This window comes from Belnapia mucosa (assembly GCF_016775475.1).
Classification (GTDB): Bacteria; Pseudomonadota; Alphaproteobacteria; order Acetobacterales; family Acetobacteraceae; genus Belnapia; species Belnapia mucosa.
This window is the reverse complement of sequence record NZ_JAEUXJ010000001.1, coordinates 21,207-38,631: the sequence shown is the minus strand read 5'-3', so window position 1 is coordinate 38,631 and position 17,425 is coordinate 21,207. Positions and strand designations below refer to the sequence as shown.

The window sequence follows — 17,425 nt, the reverse complement described above, 5'->3', positions numbered from 1 at the left end:
ATGCGCTGGACAGCCGGAGGAGTGGAGGACGGGACCCGGCGCTGGGTCGCGCCGCCGCTCGGGACCGCGGTGCGCCGCGGCGTCGCCAACCGATGCCCCTATTGCGGGGTGGGACGGGTCTTCGCGGGCTATCTGCGGCTGGTCCCGGAATGCGCCCATTGCGGGGCCCCGCTCGGGCGGCTGAGGGCCGATGATGCCCCACCCTATTTCACCATCTTCCTGGTCGGCCACCTGCTGGTGCCCGGGGTGTTCATGGTGGAGAAGGCCTATCAGCCGCCGATGTGGCTGCACATGGTGATCTGGTTGCCTCTCTTCACCGTCCTCTGCATCCTGATGCTGCGGCCCATCAAGGGCGCGGTGGTGGGCTGGATGAGCACGCTGGGTATCGGGTCGGAGGATGAGGACGCGGCGGAGCCGGCCAAGGCCGAGCCCCGATTGGCCGAGCCCCGGCTGGAAGGGCTGCCCGACCGGAATGCCTGAGACCGACCGATCCGCGACGGGGCCCGCACGGCGCATCGCGCGGCTGGAATTGCCGGATGCGAGCCCCCTGCCCTCGGCCTATGCCGAGGCGGACCGGCGCCAGGCGGTGCAGGACCTGCTGGCGAGCAACAGCTTCGACCCGCATGGCGTGGCGGGCGGGCCCTTCGTGCTCTTTCTCTGCGTGCGCGACGGAAGGCTGGTCTTCGATATCCGCGACGCGGCGGAGGTGCCGGTGCGGGCGGTGGCGCTGGCGCTCGGCCCCTTCCGGCGGCTGATCAAGGACTACCACCTGATCGTCGAAAGCCATGAGCAGGCGGTGACCGAGGGTGGGCACGAGGCGCGCATCCAGGCGATCGATATGGGCCGGCGCGGCCTGCACAATGAAGGGGCGGAGCTGCTGGTGGCGCGCCTCGATGGGCGGATCGGCCTCGATTTCGAGACGGCGCGGCGGCTGTTTACCCTGGTCTGCGCGCTGCACCAGCGGATCTAGCGGATCGGCCAAGGCGCTTCTATATCTGGTACTGGATTGAGTACCGGAGTAAGTTCTTGCAGACCCTGCCCGCCGCCGAGATCAAGCGCCGCGGTCTCGCTGCCCTGGACGAGGTCTTGCCGAACGGGCCGGTGCAGGTGATCCGCCGCAACCAGCCGGATTGCGTGGTCCTCAGCCTCGCCGATTACGAAAGGCTGCAGCAGTTGGCGGCGGCTGCCCGTCCCGGGCCGGACATCTGGTCGCTGCTGCTGGCGGAGGAGGCGAGCCCTGGCGAGCCGCGGGCCCGGCTTGACGCCGCCCTGGCGGAGGAGAGGGCAGCCTGGGAGTAGGTCGTGTACCTCTTCCTCGATGCCTGCATCCTGATCTACCAGGTCGAAGCCGCGGAACCCTTTGCCGGGCGGGTGCGGGATTGCCTCGCAACCCTGCGGCAGGAGCATCCGGGGGCACGGATCGCCGTCTCGGAGCTGAGCCGCCTCGAATGCCGGGTGCGGTCCTTGCGGGAGCGGCAGGAAGCGCTGGTTGCCGCCTATGACCGACTCTTTGCCGCATCCGGGCTGACGGTGGTGCCGCTCTCGCCCGCGGTCATCGATGCCGCGACGGTCTTGCGCGCCCGGCATCGGCTGCGCACCCCGGATGCCATCCAGGCCGCCTGCTGCCTGGCCCTGCCCGCGCCGCGCCGCTTCGTCACCGGCGATGCCGGATTCACCCGCCTGCCACGGCTTGACGTGGTGCTGGTTTGAGCCCCAAGGGACCGCCATGAAGATCAACGGCACCCCCTATCGCAGCGTCTGGGTGGACCCCGAGGATGGCTGGTCCGTCCGCATCTTCGACCAGACCCGGCTCCCCTGGGCGGTCGAGATCCTGCGCCTGGCAAATTGGGAGGAGGCGGCGCGGGCCATCAAGACCATGCAGGTGCGGGGCGCGCCGCTGATCGGGGCCGTTGCCGCCTATGGCGTGGCGCTGGCCATGCGGGCCGATCCGGGCAGCCTCGACCGGGTGCTGCCGGCGCTCAACGCCACCCGCCCGACCGCGATCAACCTGCGCTGGGCGCTCGACCGCCAGCGGGCGCGGCTGCACAACCTGCCCATCGAGGCCCGCGCCGCCGCGGCCTATGAGGAGGCGGCAGCGATCGCCGATGACGATGCCGAGACCTGCCGCCGGATCGGCGAGAACGGCCTGCCGCTGCTGGCCGAGATCGCGGCGCGGAAGGGCAAGGTCAATGTGCTGACCCATTGCAATGCCGGCTGGCTGGCCACCGTCGATTGGGGCACCGCGCTGGCGCCGATCTATATGGCGCATGATGCCGGGCATGACGTGCATGTCTGGGTGGACGAGACCCGGCCACGCAACCAGGGCGCGGCGCTGACCGCCTTCGAGCTCGGCGCGCATGGCGTGAAGCACACCGTCATCGCCGACAATGCCGGCGGCCATCTGATGCAGCATGGCGAGGTCGATCTCTGCATCGTCGGCACCGACCGGGTGACGCGCCAGGGCGATGTGGCGAACAAGATCGGCACCTATCTGAAGGCGCTGGCGGCGCGGGACAACGGCGTGCCCTTCTGGGTGGCGCTGCCGCATTCGACCCTCGACTGGCGCGTCCGTGACGGCGTCGCCGAGATCCCGATCGAGGAGCGCGGCGAGGCGGAGGTGACGGAGCTGACGGGCCGCACCGCCGATGGCCGGATCGAGACGGTGCGGGTGGTGGCCGAGGGCAGCGCCGCCGCCAACCCCGCCTTCGACGTGACGCCGGCGCGGCTGGTGACCGGGCTGATCACCGAACGCGGCCGCTGCGAGGCGAGCGAGGCGGGGCTGCGGGACCTCTATCCGGAGCTGGCCGGCTAACCGCCGCGGCGGCATGGCGGAAAAGGAGGGATCTGCGTCATTTCGCCACGACCCGATCCGGGCGAGAACCCGGTGCCGGGCCGATGGAGACGACGCCGATGCCAGCCAGCACCGCCACAGACGCAGCCCCGCAGCCCGGGATGGCAGCGGCGGGCCGGTCGAACGCCGTGGTCCTGGCCGTGGCACAGGGGCTTTTCACCGCGGCCCTGTCCATCGACCTGACGCTGACCGGCCTGACCGGCTACCAGCTTGCCCCCGACAAATCGCTGGCGACCCTGCCCTTTGCGCTGATCACCGTGGCGGGGGCCGTCGCCACCCTCTTCGCCTCGCTCCTGATGCAGCGGATCGGCCGGCGCTGGGGCTTCGTCATCGGCGCCGCCACCTGCGCCCTGGGCGGGCTGGTTTCCGTCTGGTCCATCCTGCATGACGATTTCTGGCTGTTCTGCCTGGGCACGGCCGCCGTCGGCGTCTTCCAGGCCTTCGCCCAATATTACCGCCTGGCCGCCGCGGATTCGGTGGAGGGTGAGCAGAAGGCCCGGGCGGTCTCGATGGTGCTCGCCGGCGGGGTGATCGCCGCCATCCTCGGCCCGGCCCTCGCAGCCTGGAGCAAGGACCTCTTCCCGGTCCTCTTCGCCGGCTCCTACCTCATGGTCTTCGTCCTCGGCCTCGCCTCGGTGGCCCTGCTGGCCCTGGGCTACCGCGACATGGATGCGCCGGGCGCCGCCGGGGATGCGGCCGCAGCGCCGGCCCGCAGCCTGATCCTGGTCTTCCGCCAGCCGATCTCGCTGGCGGCGCTCGCCAACAACGTCATCGGCGGCGCCGTGATGATGTTCGTCATGACCGCAGCGCCGCTCGCCGCCGTCGCCTGCCACCATTCCATCGACGATGGCGCGAACATCATCCAGTGGCACCTGGTCGGCATGTATGCGCCGTCCTTCTTTGCCGGCCGCCTCATCAAGCGCTTCGGCATGCCGGCCGTGCTCTTCACCGGCATGGCGCTGAGCGCCGCCTGCGGCCTCATCGCCCTGGCCTCCACCAGCCTGGTCGCCTTCTATCTGGCCCTGTTCTGCCTCGGCATCGGTTGGAATTTCATGTTCGTCGGCGGCACCACGCTCCTCGCCTCCTCCTACCGTCCGTCCGAACGGGCACGGGTCCAGGGCGTGGCGGAGCTGATCCGCTACGGGATCACCGCCGCCGCGACGCTGGCCGCCGGGCCGGTGCTGGAAGGCTTCGGCTGGGCAGCCCTGAATGTCGTCATCCTGCCGCTGCTGGTTGTTGCCGCCGCGATGACCTTCGCCTGGGTACGGGCGGAGCGCGGGGCTCGGGAAAGGCCTGCGGCATGAGCCGGGAGATCCGCTTCCTGATCCATCCCGGCTTCCAGCTCCTCGACCTCAGCGGCCCGCTGGCGGCCTTCCAGATCGCCGGCCGGCTGGCGGGGGCCGAGCCCTACCGGCTCCGCGTCGTCTCCCGCGGGGGCGGCCCCGTCGCCAGTTCCTCCGGCGTGGAGGTCCTGTCCGAACCGGCCGATGCCCTGCCCTTCGACACGCTGGTGGTGATGGGTGGCGCCCAGGGCCAGTGCAGCACCGGCGAATCGGAGGAGGCGCGGATCGTCGCCGCCGGGGCAGGCCGCAGCCGCCGCACGGCCAGCGTCTGCACCGGCGCCTTCACCCTGGCCAATGCCGGATTGCTGGATGGCAGGCGCGCCACCACCCATTGGGAATTCGCCGCCCTGCTGCAGCGCCTCTTCCCCCGCATCAGGGTCGATGGCGACCGCATCTTCATCCAGGATGGCCCCATCTGGACCTCGGCCGGCATCACCGCCGGGATCGACCTCGCCCTGGCCATGATCGAGGAGGATCTCGGCATGGAATTGTCCCGTGCCACCGCCCGCATGCTGGTCGTCTATCACCGCCGGCCGGGCGGCCAGTCGCAATTCTCGACCCTTCTGGAGCTGGACCCCCGGTCGGAACGGATTCGCGCGGTGCTGAGCTTCGTGCGCGAGCACCTGCACGAGGCCCTAACGGCCGAGCGGCTGGCCGCGATCGCCTGCCTCAGCCCCCGTCAGTTCACCCGCGCCTTCCTGGCCGAGACCGGCGAGACGCCGGCCCGAGCTGTCGAGCGCCTGCGTGCCGAGCTGGCGCGGCAGCGGATCGAGGATGGCTCGGAGCCGATCGAGGTGATCGCGCGCGAGGTGGGGTTCCTCGACCCCGAGCGGATGCGGCGCGCCTTCCTCCGCCGCTTCGGCCATCCGCCCCAGAGCATCCGGCGCTTGGCGCGCACCGCATGATGACAGCCCCGGCCCCGATGACAGGATCCCACGGCATGAATGCCAACCGAGACGCGCAGGTCGAGGAGTTGCGGCAATTGCGCCGCCTGCGCCTGGCGGCCCTGGTCGAGGGCACGACCCTTCTCCTCCTCCTGCTGGTCGCCGTGCCGGCCAAGCACCTTTTCGGCCTCCCCGAGGCGACCCGGGTGATGGGCCCGGTGCATGGCCTCGCCTTCCTCGCCTATGCCTGGACCTTGGTGGCGACCGTCTCGGGCACGCCCTGGCGGGCGGGCGAGGTGCTGCGCCTCGTGCTCGCCGCCTTCCTGCCCTTTGGCGCCCTGCTCAGCACCGGGCTGCTGCGGCGGAAGGAGCTGGCGGTGGCTGCCATCCGGGATGCGGCGTGATGGAGGTCTGGCTCAAGGCGTTGCATGTCGCGGCGGTCCTCCTCTTCGCCGGCGGGCTGCTCGCCCAGTCGCTTGCCGTGGCGGCGGCGAGCCGCGGTGCCCTCGATGCCGGGCTGCTGGCCGGGCTGCGCCGCTGGGACGGGCGCGTCACCGGCCCGGCGCTGCTCGCCCTCTGGGCGCTCGGCATTGCCGTGGCGCTGCGCGGTGGCTGGTTCGGGGCCGGCTGGCTCTCCGCCAAGCTGCTGCTCGTGGTGGCGCTCAGCGGCCTGCATGGCATGCAGGCCGGCCGGCTCCGGCGCCTCGCCCTCGGTGGCGGGCCGCCGCCCAACGGCCTGGCCTGGACGCCTGTGGCGGTTGCCCTGCTGCTGGCCGTGATTGCGCTGCTCGCCGTCGCCAAGCCGTTCTGAACGGGGCCGCTACCGCCGCCCCGCCATCTGCCGGTTCTCCAGGCGGCTCAGCAGCCGCACCACCGGCCAGAGCAGCACGAAGTAGATCACCGCCGCCGCCATGATCGGCGTCGCGTTGTAGGTCACGCTCTGCGCCTGGCGGGCCTGGAACAGCAGCTCCGGCAGCGCGACGACCGAGGCGATGGAGGTGAGCTTCACCACTTCCAGCGTGTTGGAGATCAGGTCCGGCAACACGTTCCGGACCGCCTGCGGCAGCACCACATGCCCGAGCGCCTGCAAGGCGGTGAGGCCGGTGGAACGCGCCGCCTCCGTCTGGCCATGCGGCACGCTCTCGATCCCGGCCCGCAGGATCTCCCCGTAATAGGCGCCGGTATTGAGGAAGAAGCCGATCGCCACGGCGGTCAGCGGCGAGACCTCCAGCCCCGCGAAGGGCAGGCCGGCATAGACGAAGACCAGCAGCACCAGCGGCGGCAGGGACCGGAAGAGATCCACCCAGGCGATCAGCGGCCAGCGCACCCAGCGGCTGCGCAGGGTCGAGAGCAGGGCCAGGATGACGCCGCCGATGAAGCCGAGCGGCACCACGACCGCCGAGAGCACCAGCGTATTGAGGAAGCCGGCCCAGAGGATCGGCCAGGCCTGCTCCAGGATCTCCCAGGAGAAGAAGGCCTGGAGGAAGTCATCGAAGGTCATGGATTAAGGGCCATGCGATTCACGCTCCGGTCCTCGCTGCGCTGCGGGCCTCCGCGACCGCATGGCGCTCACCGCTTCCAGGCGAAACGCGCCTCGACCCAGCGGCCGAGGATCACGACAGGGAGGAAGAGGACGAGATAGGCCAGCGCGCCGAGGGTCAGCGGTGTCGGGTTGAAGCTGAAGGAAACGCCGGCCTGGGCGGCGCCCAGGATCTCCTGCACCGCGACCACGCTCGCCAGCGCCGTGCCCTTGGTGATGGCGATGGTGCGGTTGGTCAGTGGCGGCACCACCATCCGCAATGCTTGCGGCAGCACCACCCAGCCGAGCGTCTGGGCGAAGCCGAGGCCGGTGGAGCGCGCCGCCTCCCACTGGCCGCGCGGCACGGCGGTGATGCCGGCCCAGACGATCTCCTCGGCGAAGGCCATCAGCACCAGCGAGAGGGAGAGCCAGGCGGCGGCGAAGCCCGACATCGAGAGGCCCGCTGCCGGCAGGCCGAAATAGAGCAGCACGATCACCACCAGCGGCGGCAGCGCCCGGAACAGGTCCACCACGAAGATGATCAGCCAGTTGAGCGGGCGGATGCCGAGGCTCCGCAGCACCGCCAGCGCCAGCCCGGCGGCGAGGCCGGTCAGGATGATGCAGCCGGCCAGCAGGATGGTCAGCCAGAAGCCCTCGATCACCTTCGGCAGGTATTCCGCCGCGACCCGGGCATTGAAGAAGCTGTCGAGGAAGCGGTCCCAATTGCTCACGCGTGGTTACGCTCGATCTGGCCGATGAAGGCGCGGGTGCGCTCCTCCTGCGGCGCGCCGAAGATGGCGGCGGGCGGCCCCTGCTCGACGATGCGCCCGCCATCCATGAAGATCACCCGGTCGGCCGCGGCGCGGGCGAAGCCCATCTCATGGCTGACGACCACCATGGTCATGCCGCTCTCGCGCAGCTCCCGCATCGCCGCCAGCACGCCGCCCACCAGTTCGGGATCGAGGGCCGAGGTCGGCTCGTCGAACAGCATCACCCGTGGCTCCAGCGCGATGGCGCGGGCGATGGCGACGCGCTGCTGCTGCCCGCCCGAAAGCTGGCCTGGGTAATGGCCGGCGCGGTCCGCCAAGTGGACACGGTCCAGCGCCTCCCGCGCCCGCGCCTCGGCCTCCGCCCGGCCCCGCCCCTGCACCTTGCGCAGCGCCAGCGCCACATTCCCGAGCGCGGTCATATGCGGGTAAAGGTTGAAGGACTGGAACACCATCCCGATCCGCTGCCGGGCCTTGTTGATATCGGTCCGGCGATCCAGCAGGTCGATCCCGTCCACCGTGATGCTGCCGGCGGAAGGTTCCTCCAACCGGTTCAGGCAGCGCAGCAGGGTCGATTTGCCGGAACCGCTGGGGCCGATCACGAAGACCAGCTCCCTCTCCTGCACCAGCAGGTCGACCCCCTTCAGCACATGCAGGTGGCCGAAATGCTTGTGCAGGCCGCGGGCCTCGAGGATGGGGCCGGGCATCAGCCGCAGCTGGCGCGGACCGGGGCCGGGTCGTAGCCGGGCAGGTTGGGCGGGCCATAGCCCGGGAAGGTCACCCGCTCCGCATCATCCTCCTTCGGCGCCGCGCCGAACCATTTCTCGGACAGCTTGGCGATCGTGCCGTCCTTCTTGAGGCACTCGATCGTCTCCTCGAGCTGGTTGCGCATGGCCGCATTGTCCTGCCGCACCGGCGTCGCCCAGTGGAAGCGGGTGCCGGGCAGCACGAAATCGGCGATGAATTGCGGCGTGCGGGTGGCGGAATACTTCACCACCGTATTGCCCGCGAGGTTGGCATAGGCGCGGCCCTGGATCACCGCCTGCACTGCATCCGGCTGGCTGTCGAAGGCCAGCAGCGTCAGGTTCAGCCGTTCCGCGTTGTTGCGCACCCATTGCTCATAGGGCGTGCCCTTGTTCACGCTGATCGCCTTGCCGCGCAGATCCTCCTCCGAGCGGATCGGAGGCGTGCCGCGCTTGATGCCGAATTGCAGCTCGGTCCAGATATAGCCCTCGGTGAAGAGCAGGCTGGCGGCGCGTTCCGGCGTGACCGTGACCGGGGCGCAGAGGAAGTCGTAGCGCCCGGCATTCATAGCCGGGATCAGGCCGGAGAAGCTGGCGGAATCGATGACCAGCTGCCGGCCGAGCCGCTTCGCGATCGCATCGAAGAGGTCGATCTGGAAGCCCTGGACGCCGCCCTGGAGGCTCGGGAAGGCATGCGGGGCGTAGGTGCCATCCACCGCGCAGCGCAGCGGCGGCTGGTTGCCGGCCGGGGCACCGACAGTGGTCTGGGCCAGGGCCGGCGCCGCCAGCAGGGTTCCGAGCAGGGCGGCGAGCAGGGGGTGTCTCAAGGCGTGCAACTCCCGGATGGCGTCGCGCGGACGATCCTGCATCCGCGGGTCCGGCGCAACGGTCCCCGGCCGAGTCGCTGCCACGAAATCGCCCTACGGCTGACCGGAAGCCGCCAAGCCCGGGGTGTTTAAGACTGGGCAAGGGCCGCTGGCCCATGAGCCTTGGAGAGATTGAGATGCAACGGATCGCCTGCAGCCTGATCGGTGCCTCGCTGGCCGTGATCTGCGCCCTCGTGGCCCTGCTGCTATCGGATGCGCTCTCACCCGGCCGCCTGCCGCCGATGCTGGCCTTCTGGGCCGCCTGCGGCGCCGGCGGGATGCTGATCGCCGGCCTGATGCTGCTGGAGCGCAGCAGCCGGGAGACGCGGATCACGCATGCCCCGGCCGGGTTCCTGCCCGCGCGCTAGAAGGCGAGCTGCGTCCTCAGCGCGAGGGTATGGAAGCGCTGGCCGATCTGGGTCGTGCCAGCCGGGTTCAGCCGGTCGACATTCACGATGTCCCAGTTGAGCATGAAGCGCAGGAGGTTGTTCGGGTACCAGCTCAGCCCGAGCCCCACCACCTCCTGCCGCCCCCCGAAGACGCCACCGGTCGTGGCCTGGGCTTGGCCGCGGCGCACCTTGTCGTTCAGGTCGGCCACGCTGTAGCGCGCCATCACCTCCCAGGCACCCCAGCCGCCTTCCGCCAAGCTGAAGGGATGCGCCGGCTTCGGCCGGGCGAAGGCGGCGGCGCTGCTGGTATAGAGCCGCGGCTCCCCGGTCAGCACCCAGCTCCCTTCCACATAGCCGCCCTCGAAGCCGAGATCGGGCCGCGGCGCAGCGCCGGCGCGGGCCTGCTCCACCCCGATATGGATGTATTCGCCCTGGAGCAGGAAATTCCGCCAGCGCAGGCCGAATTCCGGCCCCCAGGCATAGGCATGGTCGGCCGGCAGGCTGCCGGTATCGATCAGCCGCGACTGGTCGATCCGCAGCTCCGCCCGGTCGCGGAGCTGCAGGGTCTGGCCGGTGGAGGTGCGGCGGATGTCGAAGGCGTAGTTGCCCGACAGGCCGAGATGGACATCGATATCCGGATCGGCATAGGGCCGGCCAGCGATGCGGGCGACGCCGCCGGTCTGGTCCGGAATGCCCTGGGCGGTGCTGTTGCCGCCGTAATTGGCGCCGGTCAGATAGGCGCTGGCGAACCACCGGTTCGCCGCCCAGCGCCCACCGAGCGAGGAGCGGCCGTCGCCGGCGGCGATGTTGCGGGCGATCTCGACGATGCTCGGCCGCTCGAGGAACAGGAAGTCGTTCGAGCTCATCGAATCCTGCAGCGTCACCCAGGGCTTGAAATAGCCGAGGGTGAGGGTCAGCGGCCGGATCGGGTTCCAGTTGAAATTCGCCTCGTAGAGGGTGGGCGAGCCGTCCGGGGAGCCGCCGAAATCGGGGGTGATGTTGAAGGTGAAGTCGTCGTAGCGGAAGCCGAAGAGCAGCCGGCCGCGCCGCAGGTTCTGGCCGAAGCTGTCGAGGTCGCGGACGCCGCGGTTGTTCGGGTTGCCCGGCGCGTCGCGCAGGTAGCCGCCGATATCGTATTGGAACTGGCCGCCGAGCGAGGCGGAGAAGCGCCCATCGGCCGAGGTGAAGGTCGGCCGGTTGTTCGGGAAGGTGACGCGGCCGGTATCCGGCGGCGGGGCCGGGGGCGGCACGGCGGCCAGGGCAGCGGGCGGCGGCGCGGTGTCCAGCCGGCGCTGGGTCTCGCGCACCTCGGTGCGGCTCCGCTCGGCCTCCTGCCGGGCCGTCGCCGCCTCGCGCCGCAGGCGGGCCAGCTCGGATTGGAGGCTGCGGAGCTGGCGCTCGATCGCCTCCATCCGGGCAGCATCCTGGGCCAGGGCCGGCGGCGGGATCAGGGCAAGGCCCAGCAGGACGCTTCCGGCGGCGAGCATACGGGCATTTGGCATCGGCAAGGTTTCCCTGCTGCGGTGCGGCGGACCCTGCCGCGCAGCTATAGCCAGGGGATGACGCTTCGGTTGCAGCAGGGAGACATCACCGCCGGCGAATGAAAGGCAGGGCTTTACGCCGGCCGGCGCGCCGCTTATCCAGGGCGCCACCGCGATGGGGCGTAGCCAAGCGGTAAGGCAGCGGTTTTTGGTACCGCCATTCCCAGGTTCGAATCCTGGCGCCCCAACCAGCACCCGCGCGCCCGGAGAGGTTCGAACTCCCAGCCCCCAGATCCGAAGTCTGGTGCTCTATCCGGTTGAGCTACGGGCGCCACGGCGGTTGATCCTTGGCGCAGAACCGAGGTGCCGGCAAGAAGCCGGGCTACCAGCGGGCGAAGACGCCCAGCACCGGCCCCGCCACCGCATTCCAGCCCTCGGCGCAGGCGATGCCGCAGCGGCGCGCCCAACCTGGCAAGACGGCAGAGACGAAGAGGGCGCGGATGGCGGCCCGATTCGCCGCGCTCTCGACCACCAGGGTCAGCGTGCCGCGTTCGCCTGGACAGGCGGGCTGCCCGAGGAGGCAGGCTTCCCCCTCCTCCCGCTGCGTCTCGGCAGCCCGCCAGATCGCGGCCTCATGCTGCCGGATGCCGGCCTGCAGCGCTCCCCTCACCTCCCCCGGCAGCGCCGCCCAGCCGGCGGCATGGGCGGTCAGGAAGGCCATGGACCAGCCCAGCGGCACGGTGGAGACATGGGTGACGACGCGGTGCAGCCCGATCCCGCTGGCGGCCGGTGTGCCGGTCACGACGCAATCCAGCACGCCCTCACGGAACCCCTCCATGACCCGGTCGAGGCCGAGCACCACCGGCGAGGCCCCAAGCGCGATCACCAGATCCGCCTGGTTGACCGAGGCGATGCGGATGCGCCGGCCAGCGAGGTCCAGCAGGCTGGCAAAGGGGCGGTTGCAGGCCATCACCTGCGGCGGGCGGAGGAAGACCGCCAGCAGCTCGATCCCGTAGCGGTCCTGCAGCATCTGCGCGAGGCGCGGCTGCCAGAGATCGACCATCCGGCGCTGGCTGACCGCATCCTCGGAGAGCAGCGGCAGGTCGGCGATGCCAAGCTCAGGCTCGGTAAGGACGAGCGCGCTGACCTCCAGCGTGCCGATCAGCACCACGCCGTTGCGCATGACCGTCAGCATATGATCGGCGGCGAGGCCCAGATTGCCTGGGGACCGCAGGGCGACGCTGACGCGGCCATCGGTGAGCTCCGGCACTTGCCGGGTCCAGAAGGGGATTTCCACCGTGCGGAATTGGCGCGGCGCCGCGAAGCCGCTGATGACCCGGATCTCGATCGGCGCCGGCGCCTCGGCGGCAGCAGGTCGGGCCAGCGCGCAGACCACAAGGCAGGACAACGCGCCGATCAGCCAACGCAGCATCGCTCCTGCTCTCCCACCTCAACCTGGACGGGAAGATAGACGATGGCCACGAAATGTAACGCGGGAACTAAGGTATCGGGGAAGAAAATGGCGCGCCCGAAGAGATTCGAACTCCTGACCCCCAGATTCGTAGTCTGGTGCTCTATCCAGCTGAGCTACGGGCGCGCAGCCGCCGAAGCGGCGAGGTGGGCGAAATAGCGGAGGCTGCGCCGGTGCGCAACCCCCTATCGGCCGATCAATGCGAGAGCTTTTCCAACTCCCGCACCACCGCCTCACCCATGACGCTGGTGCCGACGCGGGCCATGCCGGGCTGCATGATATCGGCGGTGCGGAGGCCACCGGCGAGAACCTTCTCGACCGCCGCCTCGACCAGCTTCGCATCCTCCTCCATGCCGAAGGACCAGCGCAGCAGCATGGCAAAGGAGAGAATCTGCGCGCAGGGGTTGGCGATGCCGCGCCCGGCGATATCCGGCGCCGAGCCATGGATCGGCTCATAGAGCGCGTAGCGCTTGCCGCTGGTCGAATCCACCGCGCCGAGGGTCGCCGAGGGCAGCATGCCGAGCGAGCCGGTCAGCGCCGCCGCCAGGTCGCTCAGCACATCGCCGAAGAGGTTGTTGCCGAGAATGACGTCGAACTGCTTCGGGCGGCTGCAGAGCTGCATGGCGCAGTTGTCGGCATACATGTTCTCGAGCTGCACATCCGCATATTCGGCCTTGTGCACCTCGCCGACCACGGCCCGCCACAGCCGGCCGGACTGCATGACATTCGCCTTCTCGACGCTCGTCACCTTGCCCCGGCGCTTGCGTGCCAGGTCGAAGGCGACTCGCGCCACGCGGGCGATCTCGTCCTCATGGTAGACATCGGTGTCGAAGCCGCGGCGCTTGCCATCCGGCAGCGTTTCGACGCCACGCGGCTCGCCGAAATAGACGCCGCCCACCGTCTCCCGCACCACCATGATATCGACGCCGCGGACGATATCGGCCTTCAGGGAGGAAGCCTCGACCAGCGGCTCCATCACCAGCGCCGGACGGAGATTGGCGAAGAGGCCGAGATCCTTCCGCAGCCGGAGAATGCCGAGTTCCGGCCGTTGGTCAAAGGGGAGGCTGTCCCATTTCGGGCCGCCGACGCTGCCGAACAGCACCGCATCGGCCGCGCGGGCCTTGGCCACTGTCTCGTCCGGGCAGGGCGTGCCGACGGCATCGATCGCGGCGCCGCCGACCAGCCCTTCCTCGATGCGGAAGCTCACCGCCCGGCGCCGCTCCATCCAGTCGATGACGCGGCTGACCTCGCGCATCACCTCGGGGCCGATGCCGTCACCCGGCAGGACCAGCAGCGTCTTGTTGGCAGCCATCGAACCTTCCCCCTTGCCGCGTCCGTTCAGCCGTAGAGCCAGGGCTGCGCGGCCTTCTGCTTCGCTTCGAACCCGTCGATCGCCCCGGCGTGCTGCATGGTCTGGCCGATATCGTCGAGGCCGTTCAGCAGCAGGTGCCGCCGCAGCGGATCGATCTGGAAGGGGATCTCCTCGCCCGAGGGCCGCACCACCACCTGCCGTTCGAGATCGACGGTGATGCGCGCATTCTCGCCCATCTTCGCGTCTTCCATCAGCTGCGCGCAGACCTCGCGCGGCAGCTTCACCGGCAGCACGCCGTTCTTGAAGCTGTTGTTGTGGAAGATGTCGGCGAAGTCCGGCGCGATGACGCAGCGGATGCCGAAATCGAGCAGCGCCCAGGGCGCATGCTCGCGGGAGGAACCGCAGCCGAAATTCTCGAAGGCGATGAGGATCTCGGCCTTGCGGTAGGGTTCCTGGTTGAGGACGAAGTCGGGATTCTCCGACCCATCCTCCTTGTAACGGAAATTGGCGAAGAGGTTCTTGCCGAAGCCGGTGCGGCTGATGGATTTGAGGAACCGCGCCGGGATGATCTGGTCGGTATCCACATTGGCCTTCGGCATCGGCGCCGCGATGCCGGTGAGCGTCGTGAAGGCTTCCATCACACGGCTTCCTTCGGCTGGTAGTCCCGCACATCGGCCAGGTGGCCGGCAATGGCGCTGGCCGCCGCCGTCGCCGGCGAGACCAGATGCGTCCGCCCGCCGGGGCCCTGCCGCCCCTCGAAATTCCGGTTCGAGGTAGAGGCCGAGCGCTGGCCGGGCTTCAGCTTGTCCGGATTCATGCCGAGGCACATCGAGCAGCCCGCCTCGCGCCACTCGAAGCCCGCTTCCTGGAGGATGCGGTCGAGACCCTCGGCCTCGGCCTGCTTCTTCACCAGGCCGGAGCCGGGGACGACCATGGCCCGCACATTGTCCGCCACCTTGCGGCCGCGGGCGATGCTCGCCGCCATGCGGATGTCCTCGATCCGGCTATTGGTGCAGGAGCCGATGAAGACGACATCGACCGGCAGGTCCTGCAGCTTCTGCCCGGGCTGGAGGCCCATATACTCGACCTTGCGGCGGAACTGGGCGCGTCGGGCCTCGTCCTCCTGCGCCTCCGGGTCGGGCACGACGCCATTGACCGGCAGCACATCCTCGGGACTCGTCCCCCAGGTGACCTGCGGCGCAATCTCATGCGCGGCGAGCTTCACCACCTTGTCGAAATGCGCCCCGGCATCGGTCGGCAGCGTCTTCCACCACTCGATCGCGCGCGCCAGCGCCTCGCCCTTCGGCCCCTGCGGGGTGCGGGCGATGTAGTCGAAGGTGGTCTGGTCGGGGGCGATCAGCCCGGCCCGGGCGCCGCCTTCGATCGCCATGTTGGACACCGTCATCCGCCCCGCCATGTCGAGCGCGCGGATGGTGTCGCCGGCATATTCGATCACATGGCCGGTGCCGCCGGCGGTGCCGATCTTGCCGATGATGGCCAGCGTGATGTCCTTGCCGGAGCAACCGAGGGCGAGGTTGCCCTCGACCAGGACCTGCATGTTCTTCGCCGGCTTCTGCAGCAGCGTCTGCGTCGCCAGCACATGCTCCACCTCGGAGGTGCCGATGCCGAAGGCGAGCGCGCCCATGGCGCCATGCGTCGAGGTATGGCTGTCGCCGCAGACGATGGTCATGCCGGGCAGCGAACGGCCAAGTTCCGGCCCGATCACATGCACGATCCCCTGCCGGTCATCGAGCAGCGGGATGAAGGGCACGCCGAATTCGGCGACGTTCTTCTCGAGCGTCTCGACCTGGAGGCGGCTTTCGGGATCGACGATGCCGGTATAGCGGCTGGCATCGGTGGCGATGTTGTGGTCGATGACGGCCAGCGTCGCATCGGGGCGGCGGACCTTGCGGCCGGCGGCGCGGAGGCCGTCGAAGGCCTGGGGCGTCGTCACCTCATGGGTGAGGTGGAGGTCGATGTAGAGAAGGGCAGTGCCGTCGGGCAGCGTCTCGACGACGTGGGCATCCCAGATTTTGTCGAACAGCGTGCGCGGTTTCTGCGCTGACATGACGTACCCCAAGTGTTTGATGGGCGCCCCGGGCCGGCTGGGCCCGGGGACGCCGATGGTTCAGCCTTGCGCCTCGGCGGTGCGGAGGTCGCGCTTCTCCTCGATGCGGGCGGCCTTGCCGGTCCGGCCACGGAGGTAATAGAGCTTCGCGCGCCGCACCTTGCCGCGGCGGACCACCGCGATCTCGGTGACGGAGGGCGAATAGAGCGGGAAGACGCGCTCCACGCCTTCGCCATAGGACAGCTTGCGGACGGTGAAGTTGCTGTTCACGCCCTTGTTGCTGCGGGCGATGACCACGCCCTCATAGGCCTGGGAGCGGACCCGCTCGCCCTCGACCACGCGCACCATGACGCGGACCGTATCGCCCGGGCCGAATTCCGGCACGGTGCGAAGGCCGGAGAGGCGCGCAAGCTGGTCGGCCTCGAATTGCTGAAGCAGGTTCATGGCGGGTTGTCCTTTGCGTTCTGATGTCTAGGCGGCGCTGGCCTGGCCGTCCAGCGGCGCCGCGATGGGTTGGGTGCCCTGGAGCCGGGCCCAGAGATCGGGCCGGCGGGTCCGGGTCAGGGTCTCGGCCTGTTCCCGCCGCCAGCGCGCCACCTCGGCATGGTTGCCGGAGAGCAGCACAGGCGGGACGGGCAGGCCGTTCCAGACCGCCGGGCGGGTGTAATGCGGGTATTCGAGGAGGCCGCCATTGGGACCGGCACTGAAGCTCTCCTCCTCCCCGCTCGCGGCCGCGCCCATCACGCCGGGCAGCAGCCGCACGCAGGCATCGAGGAGAACCAGCGCCGCCGGCTCCCCGCCCGAGAGGACATAGTCGCCGATCGAGACCTCGCGCAGGCCGCGGGAGTCGATCACGCGCTGGTCGATCCCCTCGAACCGGCCGCAGAGCAGGACGAGGCCGGGACCGGCACTGAATTCGCGGACCATGGCCTGGTCGAGCGGCACGCCGCGCGGCGTCAGCACCACCGCCGGCCGCACCGGGCCCTCGGCCAGCGCCGCGCCGAGCGCCGCATCCACCACATCCGGCCGCAGCACCATCCCGGTGCCGCCGCCGCAGGGCGTGTCATCCACGCTGCGATGGCGGTCCGTGGCGAAGCCGCGGATATCGATGGCATCGAGCGCCCAGCGCCCCTCGCGCAGCGCCCGGCCCGCGAGGGAATGGCCGAGCGGCCCGGGGAACATCTCGGGGAAGAGGGTGAGGACGGAGGCGGACCAGGTCACGCGGCATCCTCCGACCCGGGCGGCACGACGATCTCCTCCGGCGGCACGACGACGACGCGCCCGCCCGCCAGATCGACCACCGGCACCACCGCCCGGGTGAAGGGCAGCAGCCGCTCGGGCGGCCCCTCCAGCACCAGGAAGGCCCCGGCGCCATGATCCTCGACCGCGTGGATGATGCCGAGGCTCCCCCCCGCCTCCGTCTCGGCCCGGAGGCCGATGAGATCGGCGAGGTAGTATTCCTCCTCCTCCGGCGGCGGCAGCCGGTCGCGCTCGGCATAGAGCCGGGTGCCGGTCAGCCGCGCCGCGGCATCCCGGTCGGCGACGCCCTCGACCCGCGCCAGCCCCTCGGCCAGCAGGATGAGGTCGTAGCGCCGCGTGCCGTCCTCGTTCGTCAGCGGGCCATAGTCGGCAATCGCGGCAGGGTCGGCGGTGAAGCTGCGCAGCTTCACCAGGCCGCGCACTCCGTGCGGCCTGCCGATTTCCCCCACCAGGATGCGCTTGCCGGTCACG

Annotated in this window: 22 protein-coding genes and 3 tRNA genes; 11 read left to right on the top strand and 14 right to left on the bottom strand. The window is 70.1% G+C overall.

Annotated features, from left to right (window positions below):
• The 9 genes from JMJ55_RS00210 (at position 1) to JMJ55_RS00170 (ending at position 5,889) form a co-directional block, all read left to right on the top strand.
• Positions 1 to 480, top strand: coding sequence for a DUF983 domain-containing protein (locus JMJ55_RS00210; protein ID WP_202823479.1), 480 nt, complete (start codon positions 1 to 3; stop codon positions 478 to 480).
• On the top strand, positions 473 to 970 hold the full coding sequence (locus tag JMJ55_RS00205; protein ID WP_202823478.1) for a UPF0262 family protein: 498 nt from the start codon (positions 473 to 475) through the stop codon (positions 968 to 970). Before JMJ55_RS00210 ends, JMJ55_RS00205 begins: the two co-directional genes overlap by 8 nt.
• Positions 971 to 1,026: 56 nt before the next feature.
• Positions 1,027 to 1,299, top strand: a complete 273-nt coding sequence (locus JMJ55_RS00200; protein ID WP_202823477.1) for a type II toxin-antitoxin system Phd/YefM family antitoxin — start codon at positions 1,027 to 1,029, stop codon at positions 1,297 to 1,299.
• A gap of 3 nt (positions 1,300 to 1,302) precedes the next feature.
• The gene (locus JMJ55_RS00195) at positions 1,303 to 1,710 is read left to right on the top strand and encodes a type II toxin-antitoxin system VapC family toxin (protein ID WP_202823476.1); all 408 of its coding nucleotides are present in this window, start codon (positions 1,303 to 1,305) and stop codon (positions 1,708 to 1,710) included.
• Positions 1,711 to 1,726: 16 nt separating this feature from the next.
• On the top strand, positions 1,727 to 2,812 hold the full coding sequence (mtnA, locus tag JMJ55_RS00190) for an S-methyl-5-thioribose-1-phosphate isomerase (RefSeq protein ID WP_202823475.1): 1,086 nt from the start codon (positions 1,727 to 1,729) through the stop codon (positions 2,810 to 2,812).
• 98 nt (positions 2,813 to 2,910) lie between these two features.
• Entirely contained in the window at positions 2,911 to 4,155 is a 1,245-nt protein-coding gene (locus JMJ55_RS00185; protein WP_202823474.1) for an MFS transporter, read from the top strand.
• A complete protein-coding gene (locus tag JMJ55_RS00180; protein WP_202823473.1) occupies positions 4,152 to 5,099 on the top strand; it encodes a GlxA family transcriptional regulator in 948 nt (315 codons plus the stop codon). Before JMJ55_RS00185 ends, JMJ55_RS00180 begins: the two co-directional genes overlap by 4 nt.
• Before the next feature lie 35 nt (positions 5,100 to 5,134).
• Positions 5,135 to 5,482, top strand: a complete 348-nt coding sequence (locus tag JMJ55_RS00175) for a DUF3817 domain-containing protein (protein ID WP_202823472.1) — start codon at positions 5,135 to 5,137, stop codon at positions 5,480 to 5,482.
• Complete coding sequence (locus JMJ55_RS00170; protein ID WP_202823471.1) at positions 5,482 to 5,889, top strand: CopD family protein; 408 nt, start codon at positions 5,482 to 5,484, stop codon at positions 5,887 to 5,889. Before JMJ55_RS00175 ends, JMJ55_RS00170 begins: the two co-directional genes overlap by 1 nt.
• Positions 5,890 to 5,898: 9 nt before the next feature.
• Here the strand turns inward: JMJ55_RS00170 and JMJ55_RS00165 are convergent, their stop codons facing one another.
• From JMJ55_RS00165 to JMJ55_RS00150, 4 genes are all read right to left on the bottom strand, one after another.
• Positions 5,899 to 6,579: an amino acid ABC transporter permease gene (locus JMJ55_RS00165; protein ID WP_202823470.1), complete on the bottom strand. Its 681-nt coding sequence runs from the start codon at positions 6,577 to 6,579 to the stop codon at positions 5,899 to 5,901.
• Between the two features lie 68 nt (positions 6,580 to 6,647).
• Positions 6,648 to 7,328, bottom strand: coding sequence for an amino acid ABC transporter permease (locus JMJ55_RS00160; RefSeq protein WP_202823469.1), 681 nt, complete (start codon positions 7,326 to 7,328; stop codon positions 6,648 to 6,650).
• Positions 7,325 to 8,071 carry an amino acid ABC transporter ATP-binding protein gene (locus tag JMJ55_RS00155; protein ID WP_202823468.1) on the bottom strand — a complete coding sequence of 249 codons (747 nt, stop codon included), beginning with the start codon at positions 8,069 to 8,071 and terminating at the stop codon, positions 7,325 to 7,327. Before JMJ55_RS00155 ends, JMJ55_RS00160 begins: the two co-directional genes overlap by 4 nt.
• On the bottom strand, positions 8,071 to 8,976 hold the full coding sequence (locus tag JMJ55_RS00150; protein ID WP_202823467.1) for a transporter substrate-binding domain-containing protein: 906 nt from the start codon (positions 8,974 to 8,976) through the stop codon (positions 8,071 to 8,073). The genes JMJ55_RS00155 and JMJ55_RS00150 overlap by 1 nt, the downstream gene beginning before the upstream one ends.
• Positions 8,977 to 9,110: 134 nt before the next feature.
• On the opposite strand from JMJ55_RS00150, the gene JMJ55_RS00145 reads away from it, so the two are divergent.
• On the top strand, positions 9,111 to 9,341 hold the full coding sequence (locus tag JMJ55_RS00145) for a hypothetical protein (protein WP_202823466.1): 231 nt from the start codon (positions 9,111 to 9,113) through the stop codon (positions 9,339 to 9,341).
• Here the strand turns inward: JMJ55_RS00145 and JMJ55_RS00140 are convergent.
• Positions 9,338 to 10,864 (bottom strand): porin, encoded by a 1,527-nt coding sequence (locus JMJ55_RS00140; protein WP_202823465.1) that lies wholly within the window; start codon positions 10,862 to 10,864, stop codon positions 9,338 to 9,340. The two genes, JMJ55_RS00145 and JMJ55_RS00140, sit on opposite strands and share 4 nt — an antisense overlap.
• 155 nt (positions 10,865 to 11,019) lie before the next feature.
• On the opposite strand from JMJ55_RS00140, the gene JMJ55_RS00135 reads away from it, so the two are divergent.
• Positions 11,020 to 11,094 (top strand) — tRNA-Gln (locus JMJ55_RS00135).
• A gap of 7 nt (positions 11,095 to 11,101) precedes the next feature.
• Here the strand turns inward: JMJ55_RS00135 and JMJ55_RS00130 are convergent.
• The 9 genes from JMJ55_RS00130 to rimM form a co-directional block, all read right to left on the bottom strand.
• Positions 11,102 to 11,175: transfer RNA gene (locus JMJ55_RS00130), tRNA-Arg, on the bottom strand.
• 50 nt (positions 11,176 to 11,225) lie between these two features.
• The gene (gene dctP, locus JMJ55_RS00125) at positions 11,226 to 12,275 is read right to left on the bottom strand and encodes a TRAP transporter substrate-binding protein DctP (protein ID WP_202823464.1); all 1,050 of its coding nucleotides are present in this window, start codon (positions 12,273 to 12,275) and stop codon (positions 11,226 to 11,228) included.
• Positions 12,276 to 12,363: 88 nt separating this feature from the next.
• Positions 12,364 to 12,440: transfer RNA gene (locus JMJ55_RS00120), tRNA-Arg, on the bottom strand.
• Between the two features lie 70 nt (positions 12,441 to 12,510).
• Positions 12,511 to 13,626, bottom strand: a complete 1,116-nt coding sequence (leuB, locus tag JMJ55_RS00115; RefSeq protein ID WP_202823463.1) for a 3-isopropylmalate dehydrogenase — start codon at positions 13,624 to 13,626, stop codon at positions 12,511 to 12,513.
• 26 nt (positions 13,627 to 13,652) lie between these two features.
• The gene (gene leuD, locus JMJ55_RS00110; RefSeq protein WP_202823462.1) at positions 13,653 to 14,264 is read right to left on the bottom strand and encodes a 3-isopropylmalate dehydratase small subunit; all 612 of its coding nucleotides are present in this window, start codon (positions 14,262 to 14,264) and stop codon (positions 13,653 to 13,655) included.
• Positions 14,264 to 15,694 (bottom strand): 3-isopropylmalate dehydratase large subunit, encoded by a 1,431-nt coding sequence (gene leuC / locus JMJ55_RS00105; RefSeq protein ID WP_202823461.1) that lies wholly within the window; start codon positions 15,692 to 15,694, stop codon positions 14,264 to 14,266. The genes leuD and leuC overlap by 1 nt, the downstream gene beginning before the upstream one ends.
• Before the next feature lie 60 nt (positions 15,695 to 15,754).
• On the bottom strand, positions 15,755 to 16,138 hold the full coding sequence (gene rplS, locus JMJ55_RS00100) for a 50S ribosomal protein L19 (RefSeq protein ID WP_202823460.1): 384 nt from the start codon (positions 16,136 to 16,138) through the stop codon (positions 15,755 to 15,757).
• A 27-nt stretch (positions 16,139 to 16,165) separates the two neighbouring features.
• On the bottom strand, positions 16,166 to 16,915 hold the full coding sequence (gene trmD, locus JMJ55_RS00095) for a tRNA (guanosine(37)-N1)-methyltransferase TrmD (protein ID WP_202823459.1): 750 nt from the start codon (positions 16,913 to 16,915) through the stop codon (positions 16,166 to 16,168).
• The gene (gene rimM / locus JMJ55_RS00090) at positions 16,912 to 17,424 is read right to left on the bottom strand and encodes a ribosome maturation factor RimM (protein WP_202823458.1); all 513 of its coding nucleotides are present in this window, start codon (positions 17,422 to 17,424) and stop codon (positions 16,912 to 16,914) included. Before rimM ends, trmD begins: the two co-directional genes overlap by 4 nt.
• Position 17,425 lies beyond the last annotated feature (1 nt).